Source organism: Flindersiella endophytica (genome assembly GCF_054779015.1).
The window spans coordinates 107497-121547 of the sequence record NZ_BAAGYY010000041.1 but is presented as its reverse complement, the minus strand read 5'-3'; the positions used below and the strand labels follow the sequence as shown (position 1 = coordinate 121547).

The window sequence follows — 14051 nt, the reverse complement described above, 5'->3', positions numbered from 1 at the left end:
CTGTCGAACCTGTGGAGTCGAATATGGCTAAGCGATCAACTGCTCAAGTCGCCAAACGGCAAGGTGCTCTTGGTACTGGCCGAGACTGGCGGCAGCGCATTCTCTTCCACCACCTGCCGCTCGCCGCGGCGAGCGTCCTGCTCTTCTTCCTGTTCATGTGGATCGCGCCATCCAACCCCACGCCCATGAACATGACCAGCGACGGCGTGCTCCCCCAGGCCGCCGCCGCCATGAGCCACGGCGGAACCCAGTCGCCAGACATCGCAATAGGAGGTGGAGGCGGCATCCGAGCGCTGATGGCGAGCTCCACCACTGCCACCGGGTACGTCGCCACGGTGCTCCTCGCGTTGACGCTCCTCATCGGTCCGGCCAACCTCCTGCTCCGCCGGCCCAACCCGGTCTCGAGCTCGTTGGCGCGCGACGTAGGGATCTGGGCGTTCATCGGCAGTGTCATCCACGTGGTCATCGGATTTCAGGTCCACGGCAACGTTGGCGAGCTGTTCAATTTCCGGCTCTACTTCTTCGACTCCAGCGGCATACCCAAGACCAACGCCTTTGGCTGGGCGAACTGGACCGGACTCGCCGCACTGATCATCGTCGCCGGATTGCTTGCCCTGTCCAACGACCGCTCTCTGCGCGAGCTCAAGGCCAGGCGCTGGAAGAACCTCCAACGGACGAACTACGCCTTGTTCGCCCTGATTGTCCTCCATGCGTTCTTCTACGGCGCACTGTTGCGAACCACGTCACCCCTGACCTGGACGCTCGGGCTCTCCTTCGTCACGGTCCTGGCTGGACAGGCGATTGGGATCTGGCTGTACCGGCACAAGCGAGCGCTTACCGGCGGTGACGGTCACGTGCAACCACCAAGCCAACCGCAGCCGACGGGCGCCCGTCCGTGAGCGGACTGGAAGAAGGCCTCCGCCCGCAAGACCGGGCGGAGGCCTTGCCTCCTCGGAAGATTCCGTTCGAAACGTCCCTGATCCTGGTCGGCCTGCGCTGCGTCGCGCGCTACCTCGTGCTGCCGTTCGTGCTCCCGCTTCTGGGCGTCGTCGCCCGGCCCACGTTCGGCATCCTCTTGGTAGTGGATGTCATCGCGATCGCTTCGATCCTCAGCACACTCCGCGCGGTTTGGTCGCAACGGCGCCCTCGTCGCCGCCTGTACTTCGCCTTCGCCCTGGTGCTGATCGCCCTGATCCTCGTTCTCTTGCTGAACGACGCACGAACGCTGGCGGCCTAATCCTCCTCCAGGGCCAGTGCGCCGGACGGGCAGCGCAGCACCGCTTCGCGGGCCTCGGCTGGGAAGTCGGAGCGACGAGCTCCCTCGCGCAGGACAACCCGGCCATCGTCCTCGTCCTGGTCGAACAGGTCCGGTGCGGTCAGTGCGCACATGCCCGAGCTGGCACAGAGTTCCCTGCGGACGCGAATCCTCATGTCTCCTACCACGTGACTGGAAGCTCGTGGACTCCGTAGTGAACCATGTCCTCCCGCAGCCGAACCTGGTCAGGCCGCACGGCCAACCGTAGGTTCGGAAAGCGGCGGAACAGCTGGGTGAAACCGACCCGCAGCTCGATCCGGGCAAGCTGCTGACCCAGGCACTGATGGACACCGTGCCCGAAAGCCAGATGCCGGCCGGCAGTCGGTCTGGCCAGGTCGAGCGTGTTCGGCTCGGTGAACTGCTTGGGATCCCGGTTGACCTCCGGCAGCGAGACACAGATGGTGTCGCCGGCCTTGATGAGAACGTCATCGAGCACGACATCCTCCAGCGCCACGCGCAGCACGCCGAACTGAAGGATGGTGAGATAGCGGAGCAGTTCCTCGACGGCATTGTCGACGCCGTTCTCGTCCGCGGAAACGAACGCGGACAGCTGATCCGGATTCTGCAGCAGGGCGAACGCCCCGAGTCCGAGCATGCTCGCCGTCGTCTCGTGTCCGCCGAAGAACACGACCCTGGCGATGCCGATGATCTCCTCGTGGGTGAGCTCGCCGGCCCTGACGAGTTCGCTGAGAAGATCGTCGGCGGGTTCGGCGCGCTTCTGAAGCACCACGTCACGCAGGAACGACAGGAGGTCCAGATTGGCTTCTATCCTTGCCTGCCTGGGCATGTCCCGCTTCGACATGACCCGAACATCACGCTGGAACCGCTCGCGAGCAGCGTACGGCACGCCGAGCAACTGGCAGATCGCTATCGTCGGCATCGGCCAGGCATACGTCTGCACCAGGTCGACCGGCGCACCGGTGGACTCCATCGCATCCAGGAGTTCGGTGGTGATCCGCTCGACGTTCGGCCTGAGCTGGTTCATTCTGCGTACGGTGAAGTACCGCCTGAGCGGCCCTCGGTAGCGGGTGTGCGCTGGGGGATCCATATGAATGAAGATGCCGGGCTTGGCGGGTGCGTCGCTGAGATGCTCTCTCATGTCAGACGCCAGCGGCATGTGGCGAAGCTCCTGCCGTGCGCTGAACCGCCGGTCACCGAGGACAACGCGGGCTGTGGCGTATTCGGTAACCAGCCAGCCGATGTGACCGTCCGGAAAGCTCAGCGGGGCAATTGGTTGCTCTCTGCGCAGTTCCCGGAGCCTGTCGGGCGGATCGAACATGTTGCTGCGGTTGGTAGGAAGCGTAATGGACTCAGTCACGAAGCTCACTCCAAGCAGAGACTAGTCATACCGCCACAGGAGCGGGGACCTTCAGGGGCGGTCCCTGGCGGCCATAGACGGGGCAGCCGTACATAGGCTCGTAGGCCTCGAAGAGTCTGTAATCCTCTTCCTCCCTGAGCCGGACCACGAAGGCGTTGGTGTCCGACCAGAGGTCGCCGTTCAGGGTCAGTACCCGCTCTCGCTCACCGCCGCCGGCCTCCCTCAGCAACTGGTGCAGGCGAGGCTCCCTCGCACCCGGCCTCCGGTCGTAAACCGCGCGGATCAGCCGGTAATAGGTTTCGTATCCGGTTTTGTAGAAGGCCGAGTAGCGGCTACCGGCTTCGGTCTCGGACTGGGCTCCGGCCAGGCACCGCGATGTCTCCTCCGCTGCCCGTCGGCCAGTTGCCAGCGCGAGGTAGACGCCGGCCGAGAAGATCGGGTCGGTGAAGCAGCCCGCGTCGCCCACCAGGAGATATCCCGGTCCGGCGAGGGTATCGGCGTGATACTCGAAGTTGTTCTCTCCGCGTAGGCCGTGCCAGACCTTTGTCCCCCGCAGCCGCTCACCAATCCTGGGAATCCTGTGCAAGTGCTCGGTGAACACATCTTCCGGACGTGATGCCCGCAGGATCTCCGCAGGCGCCATCACACCGATGCTGATGACGTCATGGCGGGTCGGTATGGCCCAGACCCAGCCGTCCTCGTGCGCCCCGATCTGGGTGTCCCCCGCCCGTCCGGCGTAGTTGCTCTCGTCCAGTCCGCTGAAGTGTTTGAATACTGCTGCCATCTTGAGCTTGTTGTCGGTCTTCCGCAGCTTCAAGCCACGAGCGACAACGCCCGCGCGCCCACTGGCGTCGATGACAAACCGCGCGGAGGCACCGCGTGGGCGGCCTTCCCACGTGTAGTTGACTCCTGTGATCCGATCCCCGGAGAAGAGCAACTGGGTGACCCGGGCCTCCTCCAGGACGGTGACGCCTGGTTCCTCGGCAGCGGCGTCGAGGAGAATCTTGTCGAAGTGCGCCCGATCCACCTGATAGGCCCAGGTGCGGTAGCCCTCGTCCGCGGTCATCTCGAGGTCGACGCTGCGGACGCTGCCGTCCGGCCGGATCAGCTCCAGCCCCTTCTTGACGATGAAGCCCTCCCCACTGAGCTTGTCAAGCAGGCCAAGCTGCTCCAGCACGTCGCAAGCGTATGGCTGAAACGACTCGCCGATGTGAAATCTCGGAAATCGCTCCCGCTCCAGGACGAGTGCGGAGTATCCGGCCCTGGCCATGGTGATCGCGTACGCGGATCCGCCAGGCCCGCCGCCAATCACGATCGCATCGTAGTTCTTGCCGTCTTCTTTCATCACGGAATTCACACTCGCTCCTCGACACTGCGCTCATTGGTCAGCACAGAAATTGCCGCCGACCCGGCTTACTCCAGGAGACGTTGACGGGCCGTGCGGGCCACATTCACCAAACCATACGCGACACCCGAAGTGTTTGTCCTCTGCGAGAACGGACGCGGTTTCGACTGCGCTTTGCCGCAGTTGAACGAGTTAACGGATAACCTTCGCCAAGCTGGACACGATGTCCGCCGGGCTGGGCAGCTCAGCCATCTCGGCGCGCACCTCCCCAGCCGTCTTCGCGTATTTCGGCTCGACGAGGAGCTGCTCCAGTGCCGACCGTACCGTCTCAGCCGTGACCTCCTCCGGAGGTAGCACGATCCCAAGACCGCGGCCAGCGACGATCTCGGCATTGACCGGCTGATCGGCGAAGCGCCGCGGCACCACCAACTGCGGCACGCCACAGGCCATCGGCGTCAGACAGGTGCCCGCTCCACCGTGGTGCACGATCGCAGCACAGGTGGGCAGCACAGCTCCCAACGGCATCCAGCCGACGGCCCTGACGTTGGCCGGCAGCTCACCCAACTCGGAGATGTCGACCTCGCCGAGCGCGAGCACCACGTCGAGGTCAAGCGCGGCGATGCCGGCGACGAGATCGCGTACGCCACGAAGACCGCCCAGCGACGGCAGTACGCTGCCCAGCGTCAGGCACACTCGCGGCTGCTCCGGCTCGGCGATCACCCACTCCGGCAGCACAGCGCTGCCGTTGTAAGGGATGTAGCGCATCAACCAGTGGTCGTCCGTCTGCAGGCCGCCGAGGCTGGGCGGCCGGACGTCGATGGCCGCGGCAGGACGGATCACCGGCCGCGACACGCCGGATGAACGCTGGGACTCCTCATCGAATCCGGTCCGGGAGAACCGCACCCATTGCTCGACGTACGGAATGTCCAGCTCGCTCGCGACCAGCTGACCTGCCCACTGCTCCACCGTGGAGATCACCAGGTCCGGGCGGAACGACCGGGCGATCCGCACCGCACCCGGACCCATCAACTGACCGAACAGCGCGAACCGCCGACCGATTCGCTTCATCGCCTCGTGCCGCCCGGCTTCGTCCTTGGTGGGCGTCGTCGATGTCACGCCCGAGGCGGCAGACTTCGCACCAGTGGCGGCGGTCGCTGCCATGAACTCACCCCAGACGTCGGTGTCCGAACAGGGATCGATCACCGGAACGCCGGCGTCCGCTGTCACCTTCGCAGCCGACCCGTTGTTGACCATCAAGACGTCATGACCGCCGGACCGCAACGCCCACGCCAGTGGAATCATCGGCAGATAAAAGCCCGAACCTGGCAATGCGGTAATCATTACGCGCATATCTCGCCCTTCGCTGGCTGGCGACGAAACCTCTCACGCCGATAAAGTGATGCCGTGATGATAAAACCCCAAGGTCCGGCATGGCTAGGCATTGGTGCGCAACGTTCGGGCACGACTTGGTTCACTGACCTGCTGCTCCAGCACCCGACAATGCAATTGTCGGCGCAGAAACGTAAGGAGCTGCATCTACTCGATCGGCCCGACCCTGATCTGGCAGCGTATCGCGAATTGTTCGGTCCATACGCCGGCGAGTGGACACCCTATTATCTGCGCTCGCCGGCGGTTCCACCGATCGCCGCGAAGGCCATCGGGCAGGACACCGTGGTGCTCGTGCTCCTTCGTGATCCGATCGAACGCTTCGCCTCGGCGATGCGGCATCTCCAGACCCAATGGGAGCCTCACGATCTGGTTCCGCGACTTCGCCACCGGTTGACCCATCTCATGACATCGGACGCCGTCTGGGGTGGCATGTACGCCGTCCAGTTGGAAACCTGGGCCAAGGCCATTGGCAGCGAACGTATCCTTGTGCTGCAGTACGAAGCTGTGTGCGCCGATCCCCAGGCGCACGCCGATCTGGTGTGGCGACGGCTCGGCCTCGTCTCCGTGTCCCTCGAACGCACCGGCCAGGCATCGGGAACCACGTCCGGCAAGGCATCCTGGCAGTGGCCCGACGGCCTGCAGGACCTGCTGGTCCACGCCTACGAGGCTGACATCCGGAGGCTGCCGGCCTGGGGTGTCGACCTCTCCCGCTGGCCGTCGTTCGGGGGCCTTGCGGTATAGGCCGCCCACAGGTTCGCGTACTTGCCACCCGCTTCGACCAGTTCGGCGTGTGTACCGTCCTCGACGACCATGCCGTGCTCCAGTACAACCACCCGGTCGGCCCTGGCCGCAGTGGTGAGCCGGTGCGCGATCAGCAGCGTGGTCCGACGCCTGACCAGAGCTTCCGTCGCTCGCATCACCAGCGCCTCGGTTGCCGGGTCGAGTGCGGCGGTGGCTTCGTCGAGTAGCAGGATGTCCGGGTTGGTCAGGTACGCGCGCGCCAGCGCAAGCAGTTGCCGCTGCCCGGCTGAGAGGTTGCCACCGCGTTCGCCGACTCTGTGAAAGTACCCGTGCCGCATCCGCGCGACCATGTCGTGCGCGCCGACCGCACGGGCGGCGGCTTCCACGGCGGCGTCGCTCGCCTCCGGTCGGCCGTAGGCGATCGCGTCTCGTACGGTGCCGGGGAAGAGAAACGGCTCTTGTGGAACGTATCCAAGGCGGTGGCGGTAGCCGGCCAGGTCGACAGTGCGAAGGTCGAGCCCGTCCACCCGGACGACTCCACTGGTGGGATCGTAGAAACGCGCCGCCAGCTTGGCGAGGGTCGTCTTCCCGGCGCCGGTTTCGCCAACCAGGGCGACGGTTTCGCCGGGCCGCAGTTGCAGGGTGATGCCGCTGAGGGCATCGGTGACCGCTCCATCGTAGCGGAACCGGACGCCGTCGAAGCTGAGCTCTCCGGACAGTTCGCGGACCCGTGTCGGGCTCTTCGCCTGCGGTGTCGTGGTCGGCGTGCGTAGCAGATCACCGATCCGGTGGAGTCCTACCCTGGCCTGCTGATAGCCGTCGAATATCTGGGACAACTGCTGGACAGGTGAGAAGAGCAGGTCGAGGTAGAGCAGGTAGGCGATCAACGCACCAGGGCTCAGAGCTCCCGTCCGCACCAGCCCGGATCCGGCGCCGAACACGACCGCTACCGCGACCAGGTTGAGAAGTTGGATGAACGGGAAGTAGATCGCGATGTACCGTTGCGCCCGGAGCCGGCTGGCTCGGTAGGCGTCGCTCTTTTCGGCGAACCGGTTCGCGTTGTGTTCCTCGCGGCCGAACGCCTGAGCGACCCGCATGCCTGCGACGTTCTCCTGAAAGTCGGCATTGACCGCGCTGATCCGTTCCCGAGCGTCCTGATAGGCCACTGACGACTTCGCCCGGAAGACCAGCGTGGCTATCACAAGTACGGGCACGACCACGAGCACGGCGAAGGCGAGCTGCCAGTTGATCCAGAAGAGCACCACCAGGACACCGGCGAACTGGACAAGCGAGACCACTGCCGTGAGCAGTGAGGTCTGCAATAACGTCGACAACGCGTCGATGTCGGTGGTCATGCGGGTCATGATGCGGCCGGTCATCTCGCGCTCGTAGTAGTCGAGCCCGAGCCGTTGCAGGTGCGCGAACAGCTTTATCCGCAGGAGATACAGGACCCGCTCCCCCGCACGTCCGGCCACTCGGACCTGCGCGACGTTGGCCGACCAAACGCAGATCACGAGGCCGAGCGCGGCCAGCGTGCACAGCACGACGGCGGAATATGCTCGCTGTTGTACGCCCGCGTCAATGCCCTGCCGGACGAGCGACGGCAAGCTGAGCGTAGCCAGTGCGTCCAGCCCGACGAACAGCAACGCCAGCAGCAGCGGCGCCGCGAACGGCCGGAGCGTACGTACCAGACCGAACTCCGGATCCGGTTGCTCGGCCAACTCGGCGCTGACGTCCGGAACGTCCTTGGCCGGCGGAAGCATTTCCACCTGCGCGACCAGTTCCGGTGTCGGAGGCGCACCGCCGACACCGCCCCGGCCGCTGCCGACACCGCTCCGGCCGAAGCTGCCGCCGGCGCCGGTCGGTGTTCGCACCCGCGTCAGGTGGACGGGCACCTGGTCACTCGGTCGTCTCCACAGGTCCGGGGTAACGCCGTCGATCCGCCCGTTCGGCTCGCCGCCTGTCCCCGCGACTACGGAGTCCGGTGCGCCGGCGTCGATGCCTTCGACGTCATCGCCTGGCCCTCCGAGCAACAGCCGGTAGAGCGGACAACGATCGGACAGTTCTCTGTGCGTGCCGATATCGACGACCTGTCCTGCGTCGAGCACAGCGATCCGGTCCGCGAGCTGTAGCGTGGACTGCCGGTGAGCGACGATGAGTGTCGTCCTGCCTGCCATGACATGCCGAAGGGTGGCGTGGATTTCCGCCTCGGTGCGCGGATCCACCGCGGAAGTGGCGTCGTCCAGGACGAGCAGGCTGGGGTCGGTGAGCAGGGCACGCGCCAACGCGATCCGCTGGCGTTGGCCACCTGACAAGGTGAGACCACGTTCACCGACCACGGTGTCGTAGCCATCCGGCAACTCCAGGATGAAGCGGTCCGCCTCGGCCAGCCGCGCTGCTGCCCGGATCTGCTCCTCGGTGGCGTCCGGCCTGCCGTAGGCGATGTTGTGCCGGATCGACTCCGAGAACAGGAAACTGTCCTCGAACACCAATCCGATTCGCGACCGTAGCGAGTCGAGTCTGACGTCCCGGATGTCGTGCCCGTCCACCAGAATGGCACCCGAGCCGACATCGTAGAAGCGCGGCAGCAACTGCGAGATCGTGGACTTGCCCGAGCCGGCCCGGCCCACCAGAGCGAGGGTTTCACCTGCCAGGACGTCAAACGACACGTCGCGTAGCACCGGCTCCGACGCGAGATATCCAAACGACACCTCGCGAAACTCGACCGTGCCCGAAGCCGGAGGCAGTTCCCGCGCGTCCGGCGCCTCTTCTATCACAGGCATGGCGTCGATGACCTCGTACACCCGGAGCACGCTGGCCTTGGCCTGCTGTCCTGCAACGAGGAAGTTGGACAGCATCCTGACCGGAGCGATCAGCTGGACGAGATAGGCGGAGAAGGCCAGGAACGTGCCGAGCGAGATGGACCCGCGGATGACAAGCCACCCACCAAGCGCGAGGATGCCGACCTGACCGAGCAGCGGAACAGCCTGCAGAGCGGGGCTGTAGCGGCTGGCCAGCCGGATCGCACGCAGCCGTGCCGCGAACAGCTGCCGAGCCTGCGCCCCCAGCCGCTCGAGCTCACGCCGCTCCTGACCGAATCCCTTGACGATACGTACGCCGGTCACGGCTGCATCGACAATCCCGGCAACCTCGGCGGCCTGCTGCTGGGCGTCCCAGGTAGCCGGGAACAGCCGGCTGCGACTGCGGTAGCCGATGAGCAGCAGGGCGGGAGCAACCCCGAGCATGACGAGGGTGAGCAACGGCGACAGCGTCAGCATGAGACCGAGCGAGATAACGAACAAGAGCATGCTGCCGGCCACCGTCGGGAGCATCTGGAGCAACCCCTGCACCCGCATGATGTCACTGATGGAGCGGCTCACGACCTGGCCCGTGTGCAGCTCGTCCTGCCGCACTCCATCCAATCGGGACAGTGAGCCGAACAGATCGCGACGGATGGCGTGCTGGACGTCGAGTGCCAGCTTGGAGCCCAGATAACGGCGCAGGAGTCCGACGACGAAGCTGACCGTTCCGAGGGCGAGCAGGATGACAATCCACGGTGGCATCGGCACGCGCCCAGCGATGATCACCTGATCGACAATCTGCCGCTCCACCAAGGGTACGAGAGCGCCCGCGCCCATTCCAGCGACCGCGCCACCGAAGCTGGCGAACACCAGCGCTTTGGAACGCCAGCAGTACCTCGCCAACCGCCCGATCCAACGATCCGGGGACATTCGCGCAGTCGCGGTCATGTGGGATGTGTACCTCCGTGCTCAGAAGGCCAAGTATCCAACGGTGTCCGACCCGGCAGCAATTGTTGATGTCTTCTCCAGGATCGACATAGGCTGACGCTGTCGAGCTGGAGTACCGAAAGGTGGGCGAAATGCTGAAGGTCATCGGAGCGGGACTCCCGCGCACCGGAACCGCCTCGATCAAGGCGGCGCTGGACAGGCTGGGATTCGGGCCCTGCTACCACGGTGCCCACGACCTGCGGGCGCATCCAGAGCATATCGACCGCTGGCTGTACGCCGACACCGACGATGCCCCGGACTGGGATCGGGTGTTCGACGGCTACCAGTCCGCACAGGACTGGCCGGCCGGCCTGTTCTGGCGGGAGTTGGCGCGCTTCTACCCGGACGCGAAGGTTCTCCTCAGCGTTCGTGATCCGCACGCCTGGTACCAAAGCTTCCGAACACTGATGACGCGGCCACGCAAGGCACAGGGAGAGGCACTGCGTGCCGCCGGTATGACCATGCGACGCATCGCGCCGCTGATGACCAAGCGAGGCAGAGCCATTCTCGGGCCGGACTGGAAGTTCGGACCGGAGATGCCGGAGGATGAAGCCGGCCTGGTGGCGGCCTTTCATCGGCACACAGCCACGGTCAAGGCGGAGTTGCCCGCAGACCGGCTGCTGGTGTTCGACGTCCGCCAAGGTTGGGAGCCCTTGTGTGACTTCCTCGGCGTCGAGCCGCCAGCCGAACCCTTCCCACATCTCAACTCCGCCGAGTCGCAGCAACAGATCTGGGAGGCCAGGACCGAAGGCCGTCTCGTCTCTCCGTTCGACGCTGAGGTACGGAAATAGGCGACGGCTGTCTCACTCCGCCTTGGAGTCCAGGAACCGCTGCCAGGCGGCAAGTGTGGGATCAGCGGCCAGTTCGCGAAACGGCACTCGGATGCCGGCGCGCCGCCACCGGTTGGCCAGTCGCATCATTCCCAGCGAGTCCACGCCGAGATGAACGAGGTTCGCATCCATCGCGATGTCGCCCGGCTCAGCTCCGATCATCTCGGCGACAGCCATGCGCAGTTCATCGATAGTAGGCGGCATACCCGCGGAGTTGTTTGCCATTGGTTTCCCATCATCCTTGTGCGGGGACTTCGGCGGCCGCCTTCATGGCGGCGTCGTTCACCAAGACCTTCTTGTCGACCTTGCCAAGTCCGGTGAGCGGGAGCTCGGTGACGATCTCCAGCCGATCGGGCAACTTGTAGTCGGCGATGCCTCGGTCGTGCAGTGCCATCCGCAACTCGCGCAACGTCGGTGGTGGCCCTCCTGCCGGCCGGACATAAGCACAGATGCCCTCACCCAGGTACGGATCGGGAATCGGCACGATCGCTACCTGTTCCACGGCGGGATGAGTCAGCAGGTGACCCTCCACCTCCGCGGCCGAGATCTTGTTGCCACCTCGGATGATGACATCCTTGATGCGCCCCTCGACGACCAGCTCTCCGTTCGGGGTGAGCCGGGCGAGATCACCCGTGCGGTAGAAGCCGTCTCTGGTGAACGCTCGCGCGTTGTGCTCTGGTGCACGGTAGTAGCCCCGCAACGTGTAAGGGCCACGAGTGAGCAGCTCCCCCGTCTCTCCCTGCGAAAGATCCACCCCTGACTCGGAGACTATGCGGATCTCGTCGTGGACCGACAGGGGGTGCCCTTGCGTCGTGAGTATTGTGTCCGGCGGATCGGTGAGCCGGGTGAGGCTGAGCAGACCTTCGGCCATGCCGAACACCTGTTGCAGAACGCAGCCGAAGACCGGCCCGATCCGCTCGGCGACTCCGTGGTGCAAGGGCGCGCCGCCGATCTGCATCAGCCGCAGGCTCGAGAGATCGAACGGCGCGCTGTCGGTCGCTTCCAGCCACAGTTGGGCGATGGCCGGCACGACGGAGGTGAAGGTGACCTGTTCCCTTTCGATCGCCGCGAAGCAGTCGTCGGGATCCGGGTCCTCGGCGAGCACGACACTACCGCCCGAACACAAGGTGCCGACAACGCCGGGGCAACCCCACGCGAAGTTGAACTCCACCGGCAACGCGGCCAGGTAGACATCGGACTCTGACAAGCCGATCAGTTCCGCCGTCGCCCTGGCCTGGAAGGCGTAGTCGTTGTGTGTTCGTGGAATGAGCTTGGGCAAGGCCGTCGTACCGCCGGACAGCAAGAAGAAGGCTACGTCGGAAGGGTCGCCCTCCACCGGCGGACCAGGCTCTGCGTCCACCGCCGTGAGCGGGACGAACGCATCACGGTCGTATGCGCCGATCTCGCCATCCGCGACGAATACTCGTCGCAAGGAGGGCGACTCCGCCATCACCTCGGCAGCCAGCGCCGAGTGGTCGAACCCCCGGAACATGCCAGGCACTACGTAGCCGGCGGCTTCCGAAAGAGCGCACAGGTGCCGTATCTCGTTGCCTCGATGAGCGAGCAGCGAGAAGACCGGCTTGGCGTCGATGCGGAACAGAGCAAAGCACACGACGACGAACTCTGGGATGTTCGGCAGCTGCACGACGACCCGATCCCCAGGGTTGATTCCGTGCCGCCGCAGACCGGCGGCAGTGCGGCTGATCCGATGCTCGAGATCGGCATAGCTCACGCGATCCTTGGCGTGTACAAGCGCGGTGCGGGAGCCGTACTGACGGGCCCACGCTCGGGGCAGGTCCGCGAGGCTCTCACTCCGCCAGTACCCCAACTCGCGATAGCGGTCCGCGAACTCCGCCGGCCAGGTTGTGCATCCGTCGAGCATGTGACTTCTCCTCCGATCGGCTCAGGCCATACTCACAGGAAGCTCAAGCGAAGTAGGCGCGGCTGATGGCCTGGTGCGCGGCCGCGAGCGCTTCCTGGCTCGGCACCAGATAACGGGCAACGCTGTCGAGCTTTTCGCAGGTCTCCTCGAACTCCCGCTCCGGCCGGGACTGCCCGACGATCCCAGCACCGGCCTGCAACCACGTCGCGCCTCTCTGCCGATAGACCGACCGGAGCACAAGAGCTGCGTCCATGGCACCTGCCTGGTCGACGGTGAGCACCGCGCCGCTGTACAGCCCACGTGGCTTCCCTTCCTGCGTGCGGATGCTGTCGTAGACAGCGTTCTTGGGCACACCCGATGCGGTCACCGCTGGGAAGACCGCACGGAACGCGTCCCACGAGTGGCGGCCGGCGGCCAACTGGCCCGCAACCTGCGAGCCCAGGTGTTGGACGGAACCACGCTCCTTCACCGACATGAAGTCGTTGACGGTAAGCGAGCCGGGAACGCACACTTCCTTGAGTTCGTCATAGGCGACCTTGACGGAGATCGCGTGCTCGTAGATCTCCTTCGAGTCCGAAAGCAGATCGGTCCGCAGCCGCTCGTTCTCGGCGAAGTCCTTGGTAAGGACACGGGTCCCCGCCAACGGCTGACTCACGACGTGTCCCGAACCATCCACCTGTACGACAATCTCCGGGCTGAAACCGGCAGCCTCGATCCCACCCAGCCGGAGCAGGAACGAGCGGGCCGGGCTGTTGCCACGTCGCCCGGAGACGTAGGTTGCCACGAAGTCGATGTCATGCTCGACTGGAACGACCCGCGAGAAGATCACCTTCTGATATTTGCCCGTCTTGATATCCTGGACCGCGGCTTCCACGGCCCGCTGGTAGTCGACGGCGCCGGATCGGCGCACATCAAGGGGCTCCGACTCTCGGACGAGTCCCATGGTGCCTTCGGTAAGTGTGGCCGTGACCTCATCGAGCGTCTCCGCCTCAACCGAACGTAGCCGGGCCAGACCTCCACCGACCCGCACCTCGGTCCGCGGCACCAGCAGATGCAGCAATCGATCGCCGCCAACCTTGCTGACGTCACCGTCCTTGGCATAGGCCAGCTCGAACGTCGCCCACCCATAGGCCCGCCACTCTCGGATGGGGATGCTGTCCAACAGTCCCTGAACCTGCCGCAACGGCGACCCGTCCCACGGCAGCAAGGTCTCGTCACCGTTGTGCCGCAACCGGGCACCAGAGAGGTCCACAGAGAGCTCGGCGAGCGCGCCGCCGGCGTACGACCAGCGGCCACCATTCTCGTAGACGACATAGTCCTCATGGAGTCCGGACGCGGCAAGCCGCGAGACCACGGTCAGCGGGTCCTCTCCAGCGAGCGGGACTTCCCGCTCGACGTAACGCTGAGGAGCTCCTGCGGTCATTTCGCAATCCCTTCCCGCCA

General features: G+C 65.2%; 12 protein-coding genes. 4 read left to right on the top strand and 8 right to left on the bottom strand.

The features are described 5' to 3' along the window. Positions 1-23: 23 nt before the first annotated feature. Together ACYVF6_RS41445 and ACYVF6_RS41440 are read left to right on the top strand one after the other, a co-directional pair. Positions 24-899 carry a hypothetical protein gene (locus ACYVF6_RS41445; RefSeq protein ID WP_460530832.1) on the top strand — a complete coding sequence of 292 codons (876 nt, stop codon included), beginning with the start codon at positions 24-26 and terminating at the stop codon, positions 897-899. Beyond that, positions 896-1237 carry a hypothetical protein gene (locus ACYVF6_RS41440; RefSeq protein WP_460530830.1) on the top strand — a complete coding sequence of 114 codons (342 nt, stop codon included), beginning with the start codon at positions 896-898 and terminating at the stop codon, positions 1235-1237. The genes ACYVF6_RS41445 and ACYVF6_RS41440 overlap by 4 nt, the downstream gene beginning before the upstream one ends. Here ACYVF6_RS41440 and ACYVF6_RS41435 read toward each other — a convergent pair. The 4 genes from ACYVF6_RS41435 to ACYVF6_RS41420 all read right to left on the bottom strand — a co-directional run bounded on the left by ACYVF6_RS41435 (position 1234) and on the right by ACYVF6_RS41420 (position 5280). Further along, positions 1234-1431 (bottom strand): ferredoxin, encoded by a 198-nt coding sequence (locus ACYVF6_RS41435; protein WP_460530827.1) that lies wholly within the window; start codon positions 1429-1431, stop codon positions 1234-1236. The genes ACYVF6_RS41440 and ACYVF6_RS41435 overlap by 4 nt on opposite strands. A 5-nt stretch (positions 1432-1436) precedes the next feature. Then, complete coding sequence (locus tag ACYVF6_RS41430; RefSeq protein WP_460530824.1) at positions 1437-2300, bottom strand: cytochrome P450; 864 nt, start codon at positions 2298-2300, stop codon at positions 1437-1439. Between the two features lie 358 nt (positions 2301-2658). Beyond that, a complete protein-coding gene (locus ACYVF6_RS41425) occupies positions 2659-3990 on the bottom strand; it encodes an NAD(P)/FAD-dependent oxidoreductase (protein ID WP_460530821.1) in 1332 nt (443 codons plus the stop codon). A gap of 180 nt (positions 3991-4170) precedes the next feature. Further along, a complete protein-coding gene (locus ACYVF6_RS41420; protein WP_460530818.1) occupies positions 4171-5280 on the bottom strand; it encodes a nucleotide disphospho-sugar-binding domain-containing protein in 1110 nt (369 codons plus the stop codon). A gap of 105 nt (positions 5281-5385) precedes the next feature. Here ACYVF6_RS41420 and ACYVF6_RS41415 point away from each other — a divergent pair, with 105 nt between their 5' ends. Further along, a complete protein-coding gene (locus ACYVF6_RS41415) occupies positions 5386-6108 on the top strand; it encodes a sulfotransferase (protein ID WP_460531337.1) in 723 nt (240 codons plus the stop codon). Here ACYVF6_RS41415 and ACYVF6_RS41410 read toward each other — a convergent pair. Further along, positions 6027-9857 carry an ABC transporter ATP-binding protein gene (locus tag ACYVF6_RS41410; RefSeq protein ID WP_460530815.1) on the bottom strand — a complete coding sequence of 1277 codons (3831 nt, stop codon included), beginning with the start codon at positions 9855-9857 and terminating at the stop codon, positions 6027-6029. The two genes, ACYVF6_RS41415 and ACYVF6_RS41410, sit on opposite strands and share 82 nt — an antisense overlap. 131 nt (positions 9858-9988) lie before the next feature. Here ACYVF6_RS41410 and ACYVF6_RS41405 point away from each other — a divergent pair, with 131 nt between their 5' ends. Continuing rightward, positions 9989-10687: a sulfotransferase family protein gene (locus tag ACYVF6_RS41405; protein ID WP_460530812.1), complete on the top strand. Its 699-nt coding sequence runs from the start codon at positions 9989-9991 to the stop codon at positions 10685-10687. A 12-nt stretch (positions 10688-10699) separates the two neighbouring features. On the opposite strand, the gene ACYVF6_RS41400 is transcribed toward ACYVF6_RS41405, so the two are convergent. Genes ACYVF6_RS41400 through ACYVF6_RS41390 form a run of 3 tightly spaced genes read right to left on the bottom strand, consistent with a single transcriptional unit; the run spans position 10700 to position 14031 of the window. Beyond that, positions 10700-10903, bottom strand: coding sequence for a phosphopantetheine-binding protein (locus ACYVF6_RS41400; RefSeq protein WP_460530809.1), 204 nt, complete (start codon positions 10901-10903; stop codon positions 10700-10702). Positions 10904-10961: 58 nt separating this feature from the next. Beyond that, positions 10962-12608 (bottom strand): (2,3-dihydroxybenzoyl)adenylate synthase, encoded by a 1647-nt coding sequence (locus tag ACYVF6_RS41395; protein WP_460530806.1) that lies wholly within the window; start codon positions 12606-12608, stop codon positions 10962-10964. 43 nt (positions 12609-12651) lie between these two features. Beyond that, on the bottom strand, positions 12652-14031 hold the full coding sequence (locus tag ACYVF6_RS41390; protein ID WP_460530802.1) for a salicylate synthase: 1380 nt from the start codon (positions 14029-14031) through the stop codon (positions 12652-12654). Between the last annotated feature and the right edge of the window lie 20 nt (positions 14032-14051).